Source organism: Mycobacterium sp. E3247 (assembly GCF_001667785.1).
Classification (GTDB): domain Bacteria; phylum Actinomycetota; class Actinomycetes; order Mycobacteriales; family Mycobacteriaceae; genus Mycobacterium.
The window spans coordinates 22,255-39,291 of the sequence record NZ_LZJG01000243.1 but is presented as its reverse complement, the minus strand read 5'-3'; the positions used below and the strand labels follow the sequence as shown (position 1 = coordinate 39,291).

Sequence of the window (17,037 nt, the reverse complement as noted above, 5' to 3'; positions counted from 1 at the left end):
GCCAGGCCATGGCCTCGGTGATCTCCTGGGTGTCGGTGGTCCTCATCAGTATCTGGGTCATCATGCAGATCGCCGACGTGCTGCAGTTCTCCGTCGGTGGGCTGGTCGCGCCGGCCACCGTGGTCGGCGCCGCGCTGGGGTTCGGCGCGCAGCAGCTGGTGAGGGATCTGCTGTCCGGTTTCTTCATCCTGGCCGAGAGGCAGTACGGCTTCGGGGACCTGGTCACCCTCACCGTCGTGGCGTCGACGGAGGCCAGCGGGACCGTCGAGAACGTGACGCTGCGGGTGACCCGGCTGCGCTCACCGGACGGCGAGGTGCTGACCATCCCCAACGGGCAGATCGTGAAGGTGGTGAACCTGTCCAAGGACTGGGCGCGCGCAGTGGTGGACATCCCGGTGTCCACCAGCGCCGACCTGAACCGGGTCAACGAGGTCCTGCACCAGGAGTGCGACCGCGCCATGGACAACCCGGTGCTCGGGGATTTGCTGTTGGATGCCCCCACGGTCATGGGCGTGGAGAGCATCGAAGTCGACACCGTCACCTTGCGCCTGGTGGCCCGGACCCTGCCCGGCAAGCAGTTCGAGGCCGGCCGGCAACTGCGCGTCCTGGTCATTCGCGCGCTGGCCCGCGTCGGCATCATGACCGCGGCGGACGCGACGGTGGGGCTGGTGGAAGACCCGTCGGTCCCAGCCGCCCAGGCCGCCGAAGACCGGATCGACGACGACGTGCAAGGTGCGGTGCAGAAGCGTTGAAGTTCACCCTGAGCATCTTCGAGAAGCGCAGCGGGGACACCGACTCAGATCACCGCTGGCCGCAATACATGTTCGGCGGGCGAGTCCGCACGTCGACCCTGGTGTTGATCGTCGCCTTCTTCGTCGTGTGGTGGGTCTACGACACCTATCGTCCCGAACCGGCGCCCAAGCCGCCGGCGCAGCAAGTCGTGCCCCCGGGCTTCGTTCCGGACCCCAACTACACGTGGGTGCCCCGCAGTCGCGTGCAGCAGCCGCCGGCCACGCCCACCTATACGCCGACCCCGACGAGCACGCCGCCGCCACCGCCGCCACCGCCGCCGGTGACGACGACCACGACGACGCCGCCGCTGCAGCTGCCGCAGTTGCCTTGCCTGCTGCCGCCGCCGTTCTGTCCACCCAGTACGAGCCCGACCACACCGCCTCCTCAGCTACCGCAGCCGGGGCCCGGTCCGGCGCCCAGTTCGCCGCCGCCAGCCAGTTGACTTGGCTTGCCAGCGAAATTCACGGCTACACTGGCGTGCCGTGATGATCACCCTGGACCATGTCAGCAAGAAGTACAAAGCGTCGGCCCGCCCGGCGTTGGAGGACGTCAACGTCAAAATCGACAAGGGTGAATTCGTCTTCCTGATCGGCCCGTCGGGCTCCGGCAAGTCGACGTTCATGCGGCTGCTGCTCGGTGAGGAGAACCCGACGTCCGGCGACATCCGGGTGTCGAAGTTCCACGTCAACAAGCTGCGCGGCCGTCACATCCCCAAGCTGCGTCAGGTGATCGGGACCGTCTTCCAGGACTTCCGCCTGTTGCAACAGAAGACCGTGTACGAAAACGTCGCCTTCGCGCTGGAAGTGATCGGCAAACGGACCGACGCGATCAACCGGGTGGTGCCCGAGGTGCTGGAAACCGTCGGCCTGTCGGGCAAAGCCAACCGGCTGCCGAACGAGTTGTCCGGTGGCGAGCAGCAACGCGTCGCGATCGCGCGCGCGTACGTCAACCGGCCCCTGGTTCTGCTGGCCGACGAGCCGACTGGCAATCTCGACCCGGACACCAGTAAGGACATCATGGATTTGTTGGAGCGGATCAACCGCACCGGGACGACGGTGGTGATGGCGACGCACGACCACCACATCGTCGACTCGATGCGCCAGCGCGTCGTGGAGTTGTCGCTGGGGCGGCTGGTCCGCGACGAGCAGCGCGGCATCTATGGGATGGACCGCTAAGTGCGCTTTGGCTTCCTGTTCAACGAGGTCCTGACCGGTCTTCGTCGGAACGTCACGATGACGGCCGCGATGATCCTCACCACGGCCATCTCCATCGGCTTGTTCGGCGGCGGCCTGCTGGTGGTCCGGCTGGCCGACAACTCGCGGGAGATCTATCTCGACCGCGTCGAGACGCAGGTCTTCCTCACCGACGACATCTCCGCCAACGACGCGACGTGTGCGTCGGCTCCGTGTAAAGCGCTGCGGGACAAGATCGATGCACGACAAGACGTCAAATCGGTGCGCTTCATCAACCGGCAGGACGCCTACAACGACGCGATCAAGAAGTTCCCGGAGTTCAAGGACGTGGCCGGCAAGGAATCGTTTCCCGCGTCGTTCATCGTCAAGCTGAACAATCCCGAACAGCACGCGGAGTTCGATGCCGCGATGCAGGGTCAGCCCGGGGTGCGCAGCATCCTCAACGAAAAGGATTTGATCGACCGGTTATTCGCCGTTCTGGACGGTTTGCGCGACGCCGCGTTCGCCGTCGCGCTGGTGCAGGCCGTCGGGGCGATCCTGCTGATCGCCAACATGGTGCAAGTCGCCGCCTACACGCGACGCACCGAAATCGGGATCATGCGCTCGGTCGGCGCCAGTCGCTGGTACACGCAGTTGCCCTTCTTGGTGGAGGCGATGCTGGCCGCGTCCATCGGTGTGGCCATCGCGATCGTCGGCCTGATCCTGGTGCGGGCGTGGTTCCTGGACAACGCGCTGAGCCAGTTCTACCAAGCTCATTTGATCGCGAAGGTCGACTATGCCGACATCCTCTACATCTCGCCGTGGTTGTTCCTGCTCGGCGTGTCGATGGCCGGGCTGACCGCCTACGCGACGTTGCGCCTCTACATTCGGCGGTAGCTATGGCCAAAGATCTTGGCCGGGCCAAGGGGGCGGGCGGCAAGCGCGGCAGCAAACAGATTGTCGCCACCAATCGCAAAGCGCGGCACAACTATTCGATTCTCGAAGAGTTCGAGGCCGGAGTGGCTTTGCTGGGCACAGAGGTGAAGAGCCTGCGCGAGGGCCACGCGTCTTTGGCCGACGCGTTCGCAACCGTCGACGACGGCGAAGTGTGGTTGCGCAACTTGCACATTCCGGAGTATCAGCACGGTAGCTGGACCAACCATGAGCCCCGTCGCAACCGAAAGTTGTTGTTACATAGGCAACAAATCGACCGTCTGGTCGGAAAGATACGAGATGGTAACCTCGCCCTCGTGCCGATGTCTCTGTATTTCTCCGAAGGAAAGGTCAAGGTCGAGCTCGCGCTGGCGCGCGGCAAGCGAGCGCACGACAAACGCCAGGACATGGCCCGCCGCGATGCCCAGCGCGAAGTGGTCCGTGAATTGGGTCGCCGAGCCAAGGGCATGAACTGATCGGGGCCGCTTACGCCCAGCTGTCGGCCGTCACGTACGGCGTCAGCGATTTCGTGGGCGGTGTAGCCGCTCGACGGGTGGCCGCGCTACGCGTGATGCTGGTGGTCTACCCGATCGAGACCTTCTTGCTGGGCGCGCTGGCCCTCGTCGTGGGCGGGCCCATCTCGCGCGGCGCCATCTTCTGGGGCGGCCTGTACGGCGTCGGGATGGCGGTCGGCATGTGGGCGTTCTTCGCGGCACTGGGCGCTGGGCCGATCTCCGTCGTCTCGCCGCTGGCCGCGGTCCTCAACGCCGCCGTGCCGGTGGCGGTCGGAGTGGCCCTGGGGGAGCGTCCCGGGCCGGGGGCCTCGGTGGGCGTCGTGCTGGCCCTCATCGCGGTCATGCTGGTGAGCCGGGAGGCGACGGCGCAGGGCGTGACACCGTATCGGTTCACCCCGAAGGTGGCCTGGCTCACACTGCTGGCCGGCTCGGCGATGGGGCTGAACCTGGTGTTTCTCCACCAGGCGCCGCACGCGTGCAAGCTGTGGCCGCTGGTCTTCGCCCGGCTCTCGGCCACCGTGGTGATCTTCGTGATGGCCGCGGCCAGCGACAACTTTCGGGCGCCGCGCGGCAAGCCCATGAAGCTCGCCTGGGCCGTGGCCCTGTTGGACATCTGCGCCAACGTCACCATGCTGCTGGCCCTGCACACCTGGCTGCTCTCGCTGGCCAGCATCCTGATCTCGCTCTACCCGGCCGCGACGGTGGTGCTGGCGATGGTCGTGCTGCGCGAGCGGCTGACCCGCTGGCAGGGCTTCGGCATGGTGATGGCCATGGGATCCGTGGCCATGATCGCGGCCAGCTGACGACCTGGCCGGCCGACCGGCCTACTATCCGAGCATGGCCGATCGCCCCGTCACCAAGCTGGACAAGTCCGATGTGCTCGCTGGTCTGTTCGCGGTGTGGGACGACATCACCACACTGTTGGACGGGTTGCCGGAAGCGGAATGGCAGGCGGCCAGTCCGTTGCCCGGCTGGGACGTCAAGGCGCTGGTGGCGCACATGATCGGCACCGAATCCTTCCTCGCCGGCGCCCCCGCGCCCCAGCCCGACATCGACGTCTCGGCACTGGAGCATGTCCGCAACGACATCGGAGTGATGAATGAGTGCTGGGTGCGTCACCTGGCCGCCGAATCCGGCGCGGACGTGCTCAAACGCTTCAAGGGCATCACCGACGAACGGCGCAGGGCGCTGGCGGGCATGCCCGCCGAGGAGTGGGACGCCGTGACGCTGACACCGGTGGGTCCGGAGAGCTACGGGCGGTTCATGCGGGTCCGCGTGTTCGACTGCTGGATGCACGAGCAGGACATTCGTCACGCCCTGGGGCGGCCGTCGTCCGACGATCAGCTCGTCGGGCCCGCGTCGGAACTGTCCCTCGCCGAGATCGCCGCGACGATGGGCTACGTGGTGGGCAAGCGGGCGAACGCGCCCGAGGGTTCGCGTGTGCTGTTCGAGCTCACCGGGCCGCTTGCCCGCGGCATCCGCGTCAGCGTCGACGGCCGGGCCCAGGTGGTCGACGACTTCGGCGGTCTGGAGCCGACGGTGACGATCCGGCTGGACGGGCTGCAGTTCACCCGGCTCGCCGGCGGGCGCCCGATGTGTGCCTCGCGGTCACAGGACATCGACCTCGGCGGAGACCAGGACGTGGCCGCCCGGGTCGTCGAGCACCTCAATTTCGTGATCTGATCGCCGCCGCTCGGGAAGACAACTCCGTTGCCGCGCGTTGATATCGGCGTACCATTGATTTTCCCGCCGAAAATCGGCGGGTGTGCGAGGGGCTGAAAGGTTTCGACATCGCGCATCGAATCAAGGGAAGCGTGCCGGTGCAGGCAAGAGACCACCGTAAGCGTCGTTGCAACCAGATAAGCGCCGATTCACATCAGCGCGACTACGCTCTCGCTGCCTAAGCGACAGCTAGTCCGTCAGACCGGGAAAGCCCTCGACCCGGAGCCTGGCGTCAGCTAGAGGGATCCACCGATGAGTCCGGTCGCGGGAGTCATCGGGACATCAACAGCGACTGGGATCGTCATCCTGGCTAGTCCGCGTGACCAGGAGATCCGAGCAGAGGCATAGTGGACTGCGCACGGAGAAGTCTTGAGGGAATGCCGTTGGACCCGGGTTCGATTCCCGGCAGCTCCACAACAGAAGGGCCGCAGAGATGCGGCCCTTCTTCTTTTCCTTCACGAAGCAAGGCCATTAAGGCGCAGAATCGTCCCCAGCGTCACGATTCCCGTCAAGATTGATGTATAGACTCCCGAATAGTAATTCCGATTTGAACCGTGCAAGGGGTTCGATGGGGGCCAAAGTTTTCGCGAGATTCCCTGAGTGTGTTGGAACAGCTTATTCATCAAGTGAGCCCTTGATCGGCTGGAAACGCCGGGCCAGATCCTCATTCAGCCGAGCGCAGATATATCGAAGAGGATTCGCACTTCTGAGGGCCAAAGACTCTGTTGGCGGTTAGCGAGAAAATGCAACATCGGTGCACATGGTGATCGTCTTGTGAAGGGACTGCGCCTGTAGGCGCCTGGTTTCGCCGCAGGTCCGTGTCCGAGACATTGCAGCAGTCATATCGGCTGTTATGAGGGTGAGGGGACACCGTGTCAGCAAAGGACACAAATCAGACGCCGCCGGACGACGCAGTCACCACTTCTCCCCGAAGCCGTTGGACGAAAATTCTGGTGTGGGTGGGCGGTGTACTGACCACGGCAGTTGTCGTTCCGGTTGTTGCTTGGGCCGTAGGCGGGCCCTTGCATTGGTTCACCAAGATAATCAGTCCGGAGGAGTACTTGTCTGCCACCGCAAGGGTTCCGTCGTCCAGAGCCAGCTGTCAACATGGCGGGGAAGGATGGGTCTTCAATAAGGATCCGCAGCACTTGCCCATGGTGCTTCCCAGGGATGACGTGGACGCGTGGGCGGCCGCTAACGGAGGCATCCCAGCAAGCGGCAACTACGTCACGGTGGATTTGCAGGCGCGGAATGGACACACGGTTGTGCTCGACAGCATCTCAATCAATGTGGTCTCCCGTACAAACCCACTGCAAGGTACGTGGGCGAACACGTGGGCACAATGTGGGGGACTCAAGCCATATCGGTTCCAGGCAAACCTGGACACAACACCTCTCACTGTCACCGCTATCCCGGACGAGGGGGCTGTTCCAGAAGGCGAGGTGCGCCGTCCCGTGGAATTGCCGCACTCGATCAGCGCCTCGGACCCGACGGAAGTCTGGAATCTGACTGCGGTTACGACTAGTTGCACCTGCGAGTGGACCGCAACCCTGAACTGGACGTCAGAGGGTAGGCAGGGACACACCGACATCACCAACAACGGTCATCCCTTCCGGGTCGCAGCTGTCACCCGCTCAACCCGTGTGCTGCCCGGTGACAACGGGTGGATGATCGTTAGACCGCAGAGTTAGACCGGCACCTGTTGTCACTTAGGACAGCCTCGATATTGGCCACCGGGCAGCATGACTGACAGCAACGACGCCCGCGCAGCATCGTCACACTCAACTCCACCAAACCCGTTCGTCGAAGCACCGCCGGCGGGCTACACAGGATGGGTGTGGAAACGGCCGAGGGAGGATAAGACTAGGCAAGGCCGGTTGGATTTTGCCTGGGGTGAGCGGCTTTAATCGCCATACGACGGCGATGTCACGTTGTGCACGCCCGACACCGCATCGCGGGAACGTGTATCGGAAGAGCGAGTGAGGAGCTCTCATGACCTATCGCCGTCTTGCTTGGGCGCTCGGTGCGGTGGTGGCGGTGGCGGCGGCCCCCATTCCCGTCCAAGCCCATGGCGAGCCGCCGACGAAGTGTCTGACCAACACTCCCAAGGGCAAGCAGGTCTATGTGCCCTGCGATCTGCTCAACGCCGGCGCCAATTTCCCGCCGGGGCAGCGTTGTCCTCCACCGCTCGAGCAGTATCCGAAAGATGTGGCGGACTGGTGCGGCGAAGGCCCGGGCCTGGCGAGTACCACGCCCACGACTCCTCCGACTCCGACGAGCCCGACCAGCCCGGCGCGGACGACGAGCCCCACGAGTCCTACGACCTCAACGAGTCCTACGACTTCAACGGGACCTGCTACCTCAACGAGTCCTACTACCTCAACGGGTCCGACGACCTCAACGACCACCACGAGCCCGGCGGCTCCTGGTAATGCAGAATAACCAAAAGCTTTGGTGCACCTGACGTTTCGCTTCCAGCGGCTTCACTGACACACGTTGCGGGGTAACCCGACACGCGCCGGGCGATGGAACCCGCTTGGCAGCGCGTTGCTGTTCAATCAGCTCCGTTTTCCAGGCGGAGCACGGCGTCCACCGGCACATCGTGGTTGATGATCTGCTCGGCGACCACACACATTTGCATCCTGGTGTCGCGTGACATTCTGCGGAGCACTTCGAAGGCTTGCGTGCCGTCGAGTTGGAACCGGTCGGTGATGATGTCCGTGGCTTGGGCGATGAGGTCGCCGGGCCAGAGTTGACTGGCCCTGTCGGTCATCCTTCTAGCCAGTCTGTTCGCGGTCGCTGGGTGTCTCAGCGAGGTCGGTGAGCTCCCGGGCCTGAGCCTGCTTAACCGCGGCGAGCATGCGTGCGCTCAGGTCCAGGCATTCCCGCTCTCCGACGCCGCCGTTGACGGAATATCCGATCTGGCGCACCTGGATAGCGAATTGGGTTAGGTCGTCACACAGTTGTTTCATGGAAACCTTCTGGCTGTGAAAGGTCTTGGCATTGGCCATATGTGCCGCGGACGCCCACGTCCCGTCCGACTTAGACCCAATTCCGGACGCCTACGTCCCGCCGAATTGAGGGTTGTAACGTCCTGGAATCCTATACCCGCGAAGCAGCTTTGCACTAGTGCGCTTGTAGAAAATCCGCCGTGGTCGACTGCCGCCGGTCAACCCGGCCAACGGCGGGCAGCGCTCGTCAGTCGCCGGCCTCGATTGCCGCGACTCTTGCGGCGGCGTCGGGTCCGCAGAAGCGCTGGAGGTCGACTCCGCCCGCGGCCAGCAGATCGTCGATGCGGCGTTTCAGGTCACCCGAGAAAAGGTGGGCATAGAGATTTCCACCAGGGCAAGAGGTCTGGGCTAGGTCGCGATGGCCCGCCAACGTGGCGGTTGCTATACGGAAATTCTGGGCGGCCCATGCGAACGCGCGAGCCGCTCCCTGAAGCTGGGCCTCCGACACGGCCTCTTGATCGAAGTCTCCTTCGCACAGCACGAGGAAATGGCCCGTCGTGTCGTAGTCGGTCGCGGTGTCACCCGCGATTTCGGTGCTCCGGAGTTCGTAGATGTTGCCGTTGCGGTCCACGCCGACGTGATAGGCGATGTCGATCCAGCCGTGCTGATCCTGGTGGTACCGCTGATCCCGTCGCAGGTGGCCCGGGGCATTGCGGTTGTCGCCAAGGACGACGGCCTCGTGGTGCAGGGTCATCCGGGTGATGGTGTGGCGCTTTCCGCCAGCGCCCGCTGGGCGCGCGCCCCAGGCGTCGCGGCAAAGCAACGGTGCCGCACTCTCCGCCCTCAGGCTGACGCCGGTCGACGTCGGGGAAGGTCGCCGAGCCGAAGGCGGCCAGGATCGGATCATGGAAGCCACCCCCACGCCCACGCCGCCGGCCACCGCTAACAGCTGGCGTCGGCTGACGACGGCTGGCGAGTTATGGGGCCGGCCGGGCGCAGGCTCGCACACCGCCCTCACGATACGGGCGTGATCGCTTGACGCCGTCAAGATCCGGAAACAAAATCGCAGGTAACGAGATGGGCGCCACAATGAATCGACCGGTCGCCGCAGGCTTTCGCGGTGCGATCCGAAGCGCGATCGCCGCAGGGACCGTCTTCCTGGCAATGACCGCGGCTTGCGCGCGTGGCGACGCGGGACGCCCAGCCTTGGGTGCAAGCACGCGGGCTCCCGGACCGGACGTCGCGACAATCGTCAAACCGCCCGACCCGGCGCCCGCGGTTGACTTCACAAAAATCTCCCGGCTGATCAACGACGCGATCGCGGCGAACCGGTTGCCGGGTGCGGTCGTGGTCATCGGTCACGGCGGCAAGGTCGCCTTCCACCAGGCCTACGGTTCCCGCAAGCTGGCCGGCGAACCCGGCCTGGACGGGTCGCAGGCACCCGCCGAACCGATGACCGAGGACACAATCTTCGACTTGGCATCGGTGACCAAGAGCCTCGCGACGGCGACCGCGGTCATGCAGCTCTACGAGCAAGGCAAGGTTGCGTTCGACGACCCCGTGCAGCAGTACCTGCCCGATTTCAACACCGGGAACGATCCGCGCCGCGCAAAGGTGACCGTTCGCATGCTCCTCACCCACACGTCCGGGGAAACCGGAGACGTGAACCTGGGAGACCCGTGGGGGCTGGACAAGGCCGACAAGGAAGAGGGCCTTCATCGCGCGCTCACCACGCCACTGGAGTCGGCCCCCGGCCAGGCTTTCCGCTACTCGGACATCAATTTCATCCTGCTGGGAGCGCTGATCGAGAAGGCCACCGGCGAGGCCCTGGACGTCTACGTTCAGCGACAGGTGTTCGAGCCGCTCGGCATGGCAGACACCCGTTACCTCCCCCCGGCGCAAGCGTGTGGCCCGCACACGACGCTGGGCGCCGCGGTCGCCTGGGCTCCCGCGCCGCAAGACCAAGCGCCGGCCGCCTGCCCCGCGGGCACCTGGAACACCGGTCTGCTGCCCCGCATCGCACCGACGGCACGAGACGAAGAGGGCAGAGGGGATCCGGGCAAGAACCCGGACCTCGATCACCTGCTCCGGGGCACCGTGCAGGACACGACGGCGCGGCGCATGGGGGGTGTGGCCGGGCATGCGGGCGTGTTCTCGACGGCCCACGATGTCGGCGTTTTTGCCCAGGCACTGCTTGACCGGCTCGCGGGCCGTCCGAGCCAATTCCCCTTGGCGCAAACAACTCTCGAGATGATGACCAGTCCGCAGCAACCGGGACACACGCTCGAGCAACTCCAGGCGGCCAACGCCGCCGCCCGAGCGGCCGTCGCGAAGAGGCCGAACAGAGCGGATCCGCTGCTCGCCCCGCGCTATCCGGCGATCGCGGGGCAGAACCTGCGCGGCTTCGGCTGGGATATCGATACGGGCCAGTCCGCGCCGCGAGGCGTCGTCTTCCCGATCGGTAGCTTCGGCCACACCGGCTTCACCGGAACCTCCGTGTGGATGGACCCGAGCTCAGACACCTACGTCGTGGTGCTCTCGAATTCGATTCACACCCGGGGCAGTCCACCGATGTCGGATCTGCGCGGTGAGATTGCCACGGCAGCGGCTCAGGCCCTGGGCCTTTAGGGCCGCTCGAAGTGTTGGTAATCGAGGGGAGCCGTCCACTCACCACCCCACCGCCAGCCACGATCTGTGAAGACCCGGACCGCCGGGTCGCCGGCGTGTAAGAGTCCCGGATCAGTGCGGCTGCGGTCCAGGTAGGCCGCCGCGTTGCGCGGTTCGAAATATCCGCTTGCGTACAGGCACGGATTGACAAGTGGATTGAGATCGATCGCCCGGCCGTAAGCGTGCGGAGACCATTCGTCGGTCCCCGGGATGGTTCGGCAGTTGAACGCCGACGTGTTGTTGTCCTCCATGGACAATTCGTCATCCGCATCCGGATAGTGGTCGACCGTGCGGATCTTCTCGACGGGAAAACGCAGCCGGTAGAGCTGGTCGAAGATCGCGGTGACGTCCGGCACCAAGTCCTCGTACACGATCAGCTCGCCCCGATGCGCCTGGCCGTCGAAACCGATGTGGTCGAAGGTGATCCGTCGCAGGCGCCCCGGCTCGACGGGGCAGCCCGGCCGCCAGCTCGCGCCGAGCTCGGCGGCGGTGACCGGTTCGACGGTCGCGCCGGCGGGTGCAAGCGGCGCACCGGCCGACGACGACGCATCGGCCGACGATGACGGTGGAGCGGACCGCGACGGTGCCGCCGGAGGCGGCTGCGCGGCGGTGCACTGCACCAGCACGAGACACGCTGCGAGCATTCCCGCCACCGCGGGACCCCGCCGCTCGGAGGGCGTCAACTGGGATGAGTCCTCACCGCTTGCTTCTTCCATCCCTACCAGGCCGCCGCGACAAGCCGTATGGCCCGGCGAGCCCGGTGCCAAGCTACCTCGGATCGGCGCGGCGCCGATTCCGATCAGGCGGATTGTGATCCTTTTGCGCACGGGGACTCGCGCATACCTTCCCTCAGGTGACGTCAAATGTGGGCAGCCCCACGACCCAGGTACCTCGAGCCCTACCCGCCACGTTCAAGCAGGCCCTCTTCGTCGCGGTGACAGCCGGATTGGGTTATGGCTTCGACTCGTACGCGGTGAACATCTACGGCTTGGTGCTGCCGGACATAAAGAAGACGTTGCATATCACCGACGCCGAGGCCGGCTACATCGGCTCAATCTTCCTGCTGGGCTACACAATCGGCACCATCGGCTTCGGATACGCCGCCGACCGGTGGGGGCGTAAGACCACCCTCGGGGCGTCGATCCTGCTCTACGGCATCACCACCTCATTGGCCGGGCTCACGGCGAATGTCGCCGCCTTCACCGGACTTCGCTTCCTCACCGGGGTGGGCGGTGCCGGGGAACTGGCGGTCGGTGCGCCCTACACCGCCGAGGTCTGGCCTGCGAAGACGCGCGCCCTCGGAGTCGGCGGGGTGATCTTCTCCTTCTTCTCCCTGGGCTATGTCCTCGCAGCGGCCGTCGCGCTGGCCCTGGTGCCGCGGTTCGGTTGGCAGTCCGCCTTCATCGTGGCGATCGTCCCGGCCGTCGTCCTGTTCCTCGTCCGGCGGGGAATAGCCGAATCGCACCGGTACACCGACGTGCAGGCCCGGGTCGACAACGGGGCCAGCAAGCCGCGGCTGTGGCACCTTCCCGGCGTGCGTCGGCGACTGTTCTCCGGCTGGCTGATCTACACGGCCAACGCGGTCGGCTACTGGGGCGTGACCGTCTTCTTGACGACGTACATCGTCAAGAGGTTCCACGCCTCCTCGATCGAGGCGATCCGCTACGCGCTGCTGTTCTTCCTGCTCCAGGTCGTATTCGTCTACCTGGGAACCGCGCTCGCCGATTGGGTGGGCCGGCGCCCCTCGGCGATCCTCGCCGGAGTGATCGAGTTGGTCTCGACCGTCCTGGCCGCCACCTCCCACTCGTTGGACCGATACCTGGTCTTCGGTGCGATCGCCATCGCCACCCTCGGCTGGCTGTGGGGCGTCGGGGACACGTACGTCTCAGAGCTCTTCCCAACGGTGTTGCGCGGCACGGGTTTCGGCATCGCAGTTGGCGGCGGCCGCGTCGTCTCCATCGCGGCCCCGGCCGTGGTCGGTTGGGGCATCACGCATTACGGGCTCGAGGCGCCGTATCTGGCGCTCGCCGGCCTTTGGGCGCTGACGCTGCTCGGCTATGCGATCGGACCGGAGACGAAAGGCAAGGAACTCGAAGATCTGGCTGACGAGGCCCTCACCGAAGACCTCGTGCCCGTCAGGCCGGGGAACTAGCGAGCGGCCGCCGTCACGACCGGCGCGCCACGATCACCGGGACCTTGGCCCGGTTGACCACCGCCGCCCCGACCGATCCCAGCAACCTGCCCCTGACCCAGCCGCAGCCGTGGCTGCCGACCACGACGAGTTGCGCGCGCTGGGACGCCTCGATCAGCCAACGCGCCGGATCACCGATTTCGATCCTGCGATCGACCCCCACGTCGGGATAGCGTTCGCGCCAACCGGCCAGTCGCTCAGCGAGCGTCGCCTCCTCCTCGGATAGTTGAGCGTCCCATTTGGCGTCCTGGAACGACCCCTTGGAGCCGGCAACCCGGGGATCGGTCCAGGCGTGCATGGCCACCAGCCCGACACCGCGCCGGGAGGCTTCCTCGAATGCGATGGCAGTGGCCGCTTCCGACGCCGGCGAGCCGTCGATGCCCACCAGCACCGGTGCCCGCGCGCCATTGCCGGTCAGGGCTTTGTCGTCGTGGATGACGGCGACCGGGCAATGCGCGTGGTAAACCAAGTTCGAACTCACCGAGCCCAGGAAGTTGCCGGCCAGGACGCCGCCGTGTCCCCGGTAGCCGACCACGACCATCTCCGCGGCTTTGGAGAGGTCGATGAGCGTCGGGACGGTGGCAGAACGCAACACCTTGCCGTCGATCTGCACCGGATCGCGCTCACCGGTGTTCTCCTCGGCGACCTTGATCGCCGACGAGATGACATCGCGTGCCCGCTGCTCCTGCCATTGGCTGAAGCCGGCCAGCGCGGCGACCTCGAACCACTCCGGCAAGAGGGCGTCGACGACATGCACCAGGGTCAGCGGCGCCTTCCTCAGCGCCGCATCCCGGGCCGCCCACCGGACGGCACGCAGGGCCGCGGCCGAGCCATCAACGCCTACCAAGACGGCGCCACGTGGTGGTTGCCACATTTGGAGTTCTTCCCTGATCGGCCGTGTACCCACCGGCAGGATCACTCGGGGCGGCCGTGACTGTCAGGGCCGAAGAGATCCAAGCCGAAGGACCAAAGGCCCCGAGTGAGTCGCGTGACCCATTGATACCCTTCAACGCACGGCGCACATCTGAAAACGTCGGCCACCACGAACCTCCTTGGAGGAGTTCATGCGCAGGAGCGCATCATGACCGATGCCGTATGGAACCTCTATGCCGAGCAGATGGACAACGTCGACGGCTGGTTCTTCGAGGCCGATGTCGCGCTTTTCACCAAGCTGCTCGCCTGCCAGACGGCCGAGCGCATCAAGGGGGACATGCTCGAGATCGGCACATACCAGGGCAAGTCCGCCATCCTGATGGGTTACGGCCTGCGTGACGACGAAGAACTGGTGATCTGCGATCTCTTCGATGCGGTGGTCGATCACGACGACCTCGCGCCGCTCCCGCGCCGGCAGTACGCGGGCCTGGACCAGCAGCAGTTCCTGGCCAACTGGGACCGGTTCCACACTCGCCGGCCACAGCTTGAGGTCTGCCCGTCGTCGGAACTCGATCTTGGCGAACGGGCACTTCGGTTCACCCACATCGACGGCTGTCACAGCTACCGGTGCGTGGCGAAGGACATCCACCTCGCCGTGACCCACGCTGCGCCACGTGGCGTGATCGCGCTGGACGACTACCGGGGCGTCGAAACCCCGGGCGTGGCGGCGGCCGTCTGGCAGGCGGTCGGCAACGGCTTCTTGTTCCCGTTCGCGGCGACCTACATGAAGCTCTACGCCTGCGCGTCGGCGGCCGATCAGAGTTACTGGTTGGACCGGGTCCGCGACAGCGCCGACATCTGTGCCTCGCCCGACTTCGCGTTGCCGTCTTATGACAGCGTCTCGGCCGCGCAGATCCACCATTCGACCGCCCCGCGCTGACACGCGTATCGATCATTCCGCGGTCGGCGGCGCTTGCTCCTCGGTCGAGTGACCGCGACGGGCCTCATCCTCCAAGAGGTCGGCCGCCGTGGTGGCGCTCTGCGCGGGTGTGGCCATCAGGCCGGCGACCTCGCGGGTGCGGGCCACGCACTGCGGTGTGAGGATGGACCGCAGATCCGCGACCAACGAATTGAGCGTGGTTTCGCCGTAGAGCCGTCCAATGCCCACTCCCAGTTGGTTGACCGCGGCCGCCCAGAGCGGCTGGTCGACCGAGACGGCCAGGGCCAGCGTAGGGACTCCGGCCCGGATGCCCGCGAACGTGGTGCCGGGACCCCCGTGGTGGACGACCGCGCGGCAAGCGGGGAAAACGGTCGCATGGTTCACCGAGCTCACCAGCTTCACGTGCTCCGACTGCGGGAGGTCGCTGAGGTCGCTGACGCCGCTGCAAATCAACGCGCGTTCGCCTAGTTGGGCGCAGGCGGTGGTCATCGTGACAATGTCGACGGAAGATGCGACGCGCGCGCTGCTGCCGAAACCGAAATAGATTGGCGGTGTTCCCGCATCGAGCCATGACGCGACGTCGTCGTCGACCTCGGTCGGCAGCTCCAGCGTCAGCCCGCCGACGAAAGGTCGCCGGACACCGTGTTGCGCCCATTCGGCCGCCAGTCCCGGAAAGAAGAATTCGTCGTAGGCCTGGATCTCCACTGGGTGCGGCGCGGATGGGCCCTTTTCCGCTGACAGCCCCAGTGTCCGGCGCAGCTCGTCTTCGGCGTCTTTGGTTACGGGCGAAAGCGTTTCGCTCGGAGCGATGGGGTAGATGTGCATGGCGGCCTGTGGAATCCCATAGTATTCCGCAACGTTGGCTGCCAGCCCCTGCTCGCTGGCGTCCGTGAGCAGCAGGTCCGCCCCGTCGGCCAGCGACGTGAGCGCCCTGCCCAGCCCCGGCCACATTTGCGTGATGTCCCGGAAGATTTCCCACGCCATGGCAACAGGATTCGGCGTCGGCCCGTATTTGCGCGCGATTTCTGCGTTCTGCCGCACCTGGTCGGGGCCGTGGGAGACCGCGGTGAGGCCCGCCGACTCGATGAAGCCGACGTAGTTGGGCGGGACCGCCATCAGCACGTCGTGGCCCCTGCGTTGCAGTTCCCGGGCGATGGTGGCGCACGGCTCGATGTCGCCGCGAGTTCCCAGCGTTGCCAGCACGAATTTCATTGCGGGAGGCCCACTTTCGATCTGAAATAGTCGATCGTCCGCTCGAGCCCCTGCTCGAACGGGACGCGTGGGCGCCAGCCGAGGCTGGACTCGGCGAGAGAGATGTCCGGCTTGCGCCTCCTCGGGTCGTCCGGGGGCAGCGGCTTGAAGACGGTTGGCGAGGTGGATCCGGTCCTTTCCCTGATGATGGTCGCTGTTTCGAGGACGGTGAGTTCGGCTGGACTGCCGAGGTTTACGGGCCCGGTGAAGGAGGGTTCGCTCACCGCCATCTTCACGAGCCCGTCGACGAGATCGTCGACGTAGCAAAAGGACCGCGTCTGGCTGCCGTCACCGAAGATGGTGATCGGGTCGCCGCGCAGCGCCTGGACGATGAACGTCGAGATGATCCGCCCGTCCTCGATATCCATCCCCGGACCGTAGGTGTTGAAGATGCGGACGACCTTGATGGGGACACCGTAGCGGCGCGCGTACTCGAGCATCAGCGTCTCGGCGACTCGCTTGCCCTCTTCGTAACATCCGCGCGCGCCGAAGCAATTGACGTTGCCCCAGTAGCTTTCGGCCTGCGGATGGATTGCCGGATCCCCGTACACCTCGCTGGTGGACGCCTGAAGAATGGTCGCCCCCGATTCGCGCGCCAACTCCAGCAGGTTCCTGGTCCCGACGTAGTTGGTGTCCAGCGTGGACAACGGATCCCGCTGGTAGGCCCGGGGCGAGCCCGGGCACGCCATGTTGAAGATGACGTCCAGCGGACCCGAGACGGCCGAGCCGACCGGCCGGGTGATGTCGTGCTCGAAGAAGCTGAAGCCCGGATCGCCCGCGAGTCGCTGTACGTTCGCGCGGCTGCCCGTGCAGAAGTTGTCCAGCCCGACGACCTCCATGCCGTCGCGGCGGAGCCGATCGCAGAGGTGGAACCCCAGGAAGCCCGCGGCGCCCGCAACCAGGGCTCTCACCTTGCCTCCTTAGCGACGGTTCGCTCGTCAACACGACGTAGCCTCGCATGGCCGGCCGGGGGCGCCGCAAGACGGCCGCCGGAACGGTTTCTGTCCACATGGCGGTTATAGGCGCACCG

General features: G+C 65.7%; 18 protein-coding genes and 1 other RNA gene. 12 read left to right on the top strand and 7 right to left on the bottom strand.

Annotated elements, in window-relative coordinates; translation table 11 throughout:
• The 9 genes from A9X04_RS13125 to A9X04_RS13085 form a co-directional block, all read left to right on the top strand.
• A partial coding sequence (locus A9X04_RS13125) for a mechanosensitive ion channel family protein (RefSeq protein WP_067920967.1) occupies nucleotides 1-752 on the top strand: 752 nt, incomplete at its 5' end.
• The gene (locus A9X04_RS13120; protein ID WP_067920957.1) at nucleotides 749-1,234 is read left to right on the top strand and encodes a hypothetical protein; all 486 of its coding nucleotides are present in this window, start codon (nucleotides 749-751) and stop codon (nucleotides 1,232-1,234) included. The genes A9X04_RS13125 and A9X04_RS13120, both read left to right, overlap by 4 nt.
• 43 nt (nucleotides 1,235-1,277) lie before the next feature.
• Nucleotides 1,278-1,967 (top strand): cell division ATP-binding protein FtsE, encoded by a 690-nt coding sequence (gene ftsE, locus A9X04_RS13115; protein WP_067920955.1) that lies wholly within the window; start codon nucleotides 1,278-1,280, stop codon nucleotides 1,965-1,967.
• Nucleotides 1,968-2,861, top strand: a complete 894-nt coding sequence (ftsX, locus tag A9X04_RS13110; RefSeq protein WP_067920953.1) for a permease-like cell division protein FtsX — start codon at nucleotides 1,968-1,970, stop codon at nucleotides 2,859-2,861.
• Between the two features lie 2 nt (nucleotides 2,862-2,863).
• Nucleotides 2,864-3,373, top strand: a complete 510-nt coding sequence (smpB, locus tag A9X04_RS13105; protein ID WP_067920951.1) for an SsrA-binding protein SmpB — start codon at nucleotides 2,864-2,866, stop codon at nucleotides 3,371-3,373.
• Complete coding sequence (locus A9X04_RS13100) at nucleotides 3,370-4,215, top strand: EamA family transporter (RefSeq protein ID WP_142393456.1); 846 nt, start codon at nucleotides 3,370-3,372, stop codon at nucleotides 4,213-4,215. The genes smpB and A9X04_RS13100 overlap by 4 nt, the downstream gene beginning before the upstream one ends.
• Before the next feature lie 34 nt (nucleotides 4,216-4,249).
• A complete protein-coding gene (locus A9X04_RS13095; protein ID WP_067920947.1) occupies nucleotides 4,250-5,095 on the top strand; it encodes a maleylpyruvate isomerase family mycothiol-dependent enzyme in 846 nt (281 codons plus the stop codon).
• A gap of 88 nt (nucleotides 5,096-5,183) precedes the next feature.
• Nucleotides 5,184-5,551: a transfer-messenger RNA gene (ssrA, locus tag A9X04_RS13090) on the top strand.
• A 1,802-nt stretch (nucleotides 5,552-7,353) separates the two neighbouring features.
• A complete protein-coding gene (locus A9X04_RS13085; protein WP_067920945.1) occupies nucleotides 7,354-7,566 on the top strand; it encodes a hypothetical protein in 213 nt (70 codons plus the stop codon).
• 122 nt (nucleotides 7,567-7,688) lie between these two features.
• Here the strand turns inward: A9X04_RS13085 and A9X04_RS13080 are convergent, their stop codons facing one another.
• From A9X04_RS13080 to A9X04_RS13070, 3 genes are all read right to left on the bottom strand, one after another.
• Complete coding sequence (locus A9X04_RS13080) at nucleotides 7,689-7,907, bottom strand: ANTAR domain-containing protein (RefSeq protein WP_067920943.1); 219 nt, start codon at nucleotides 7,905-7,907, stop codon at nucleotides 7,689-7,691.
• A gap of 4 nt (nucleotides 7,908-7,911) precedes the next feature.
• Nucleotides 7,912-8,145, bottom strand: a complete 234-nt coding sequence (locus A9X04_RS13075; RefSeq protein WP_067920941.1) for a hypothetical protein — start codon at nucleotides 8,143-8,145, stop codon at nucleotides 7,912-7,914.
• A 187-nt stretch (nucleotides 8,146-8,332) separates the two neighbouring features.
• Complete coding sequence (locus A9X04_RS13070) at nucleotides 8,333-8,908, bottom strand: peptidoglycan recognition family protein (RefSeq protein WP_255396488.1); 576 nt, start codon at nucleotides 8,906-8,908, stop codon at nucleotides 8,333-8,335.
• Nucleotides 8,909-9,249: 341 nt separating this feature from the next.
• On the opposite strand from A9X04_RS13070, the gene A9X04_RS13065 reads away from it, so the two are divergent.
• A complete protein-coding gene (locus A9X04_RS13065) occupies nucleotides 9,250-10,713 on the top strand; it encodes a serine hydrolase domain-containing protein (protein WP_082974984.1) in 1,464 nt (487 codons plus the stop codon).
• Here A9X04_RS13065 and A9X04_RS13060 read toward each other — a convergent pair.
• Nucleotides 10,710-11,396 (bottom strand): M15 family metallopeptidase, encoded by a 687-nt coding sequence (locus tag A9X04_RS13060; RefSeq protein WP_067920935.1) that lies wholly within the window; start codon nucleotides 11,394-11,396, stop codon nucleotides 10,710-10,712. The genes A9X04_RS13065 and A9X04_RS13060 overlap by 4 nt on opposite strands.
• Nucleotides 11,397-11,605: 209 nt before the next feature.
• On the opposite strand from A9X04_RS13060, the gene A9X04_RS13055 reads away from it, so the two are divergent.
• Nucleotides 11,606-12,904 carry an MFS transporter gene (locus A9X04_RS13055; RefSeq protein WP_067920933.1) on the top strand — a complete coding sequence of 433 codons (1,299 nt, stop codon included), beginning with the start codon at nucleotides 11,606-11,608 and terminating at the stop codon, nucleotides 12,902-12,904.
• A gap of 13 nt (nucleotides 12,905-12,917) precedes the next feature.
• Here A9X04_RS13055 and A9X04_RS13050 read toward each other — a convergent pair whose 3' ends face one another.
• Entirely contained in the window at nucleotides 12,918-13,817 is a 900-nt protein-coding gene (locus A9X04_RS13050; RefSeq protein WP_067920965.1) for a universal stress protein, read from the bottom strand.
• Nucleotides 13,818-14,024: 207 nt separating this feature from the next.
• Between A9X04_RS13050 and A9X04_RS13045 the strand changes: the two genes are divergently transcribed.
• Nucleotides 14,025-14,756, top strand: a complete 732-nt coding sequence (locus tag A9X04_RS13045; protein WP_067920931.1) for a class I SAM-dependent methyltransferase — start codon at nucleotides 14,025-14,027, stop codon at nucleotides 14,754-14,756.
• 12 nt (nucleotides 14,757-14,768) lie between these two features.
• Here the strand turns inward: A9X04_RS13045 and A9X04_RS13040 are convergent, their stop codons facing one another.
• The gene (locus A9X04_RS13040) at nucleotides 14,769-15,968 is read right to left on the bottom strand and encodes a glycosyltransferase (protein ID WP_067920929.1); all 1,200 of its coding nucleotides are present in this window, start codon (nucleotides 15,966-15,968) and stop codon (nucleotides 14,769-14,771) included.
• Nucleotides 15,965-16,918, bottom strand: a complete 954-nt coding sequence (locus A9X04_RS13035) for a UDP-glucuronic acid decarboxylase family protein (RefSeq protein ID WP_067920926.1) — start codon at nucleotides 16,916-16,918, stop codon at nucleotides 15,965-15,967. Before A9X04_RS13035 ends, A9X04_RS13040 begins: the two co-directional genes overlap by 4 nt.
• Nucleotides 16,919-17,037: the final 119 nt, after the last annotated feature.

What these genes read in the sequence shown, in the direction of transcription:
- A9X04_RS13095 (WP_067920947.1), top strand. Translation starts at nt 4,250, where the DNA reads ATGGCCGATCGCCCCGTCACCAAGCTGGACAAGTCCGATGTGCTCGCT.
- ftsE (WP_067920955.1), top strand. Translation starts at nt 1,278, where the DNA reads ATGATCACCCTGGACCATGTCAGCAAGAAGTACAAAGCGTCGGCCCGC.
- A9X04_RS13065 (WP_082974984.1), top strand. Translation starts at nt 9,250, where the DNA reads ATGACCGCGGCTTGCGCGCGTGGCGACGCGGGACGCCCAGCCTTGGGT.
- smpB (WP_067920951.1), top strand. Translation starts at nt 2,864, where the DNA reads ATGGCCAAAGATCTTGGCCGGGCCAAGGGGGCGGGCGGCAAGCGCGGC.
- A9X04_RS13040 (WP_067920929.1), bottom strand. Translation starts at nt 15,968, where the DNA reads ATGAAATTCGTGCTGGCAACGCTGGGAACTCGCGGCGACATCGAGCCG.
- A9X04_RS13060 (WP_067920935.1), bottom strand. Translation starts at nt 11,396, where the DNA reads ATGCTCGCAGCGTGTCTCGTGCTGGTGCAGTGCACCGCCGCGCAGCCG.
- A9X04_RS13075 (WP_067920941.1), bottom strand. Translation starts at nt 8,145, where the DNA reads ATGGCCAATGCCAAGACCTTTCACAGCCAGAAGGTTTCCATGAAACAA.
- A9X04_RS13080 (WP_067920943.1), bottom strand. Translation starts at nt 7,907, where the DNA reads ATGACCGACAGGGCCAGTCAACTCTGGCCCGGCGACCTCATCGCCCAA.
- A9X04_RS13045 (WP_067920931.1), top strand. Translation starts at nt 14,025, where the DNA reads ATGACCGATGCCGTATGGAACCTCTATGCCGAGCAGATGGACAACGTC.
- A9X04_RS13050 (WP_067920965.1), bottom strand. Translation starts at nt 13,817, where the DNA reads ATGTGGCAACCACCACGTGGCGCCGTCTTGGTAGGCGTTGATGGCTCG.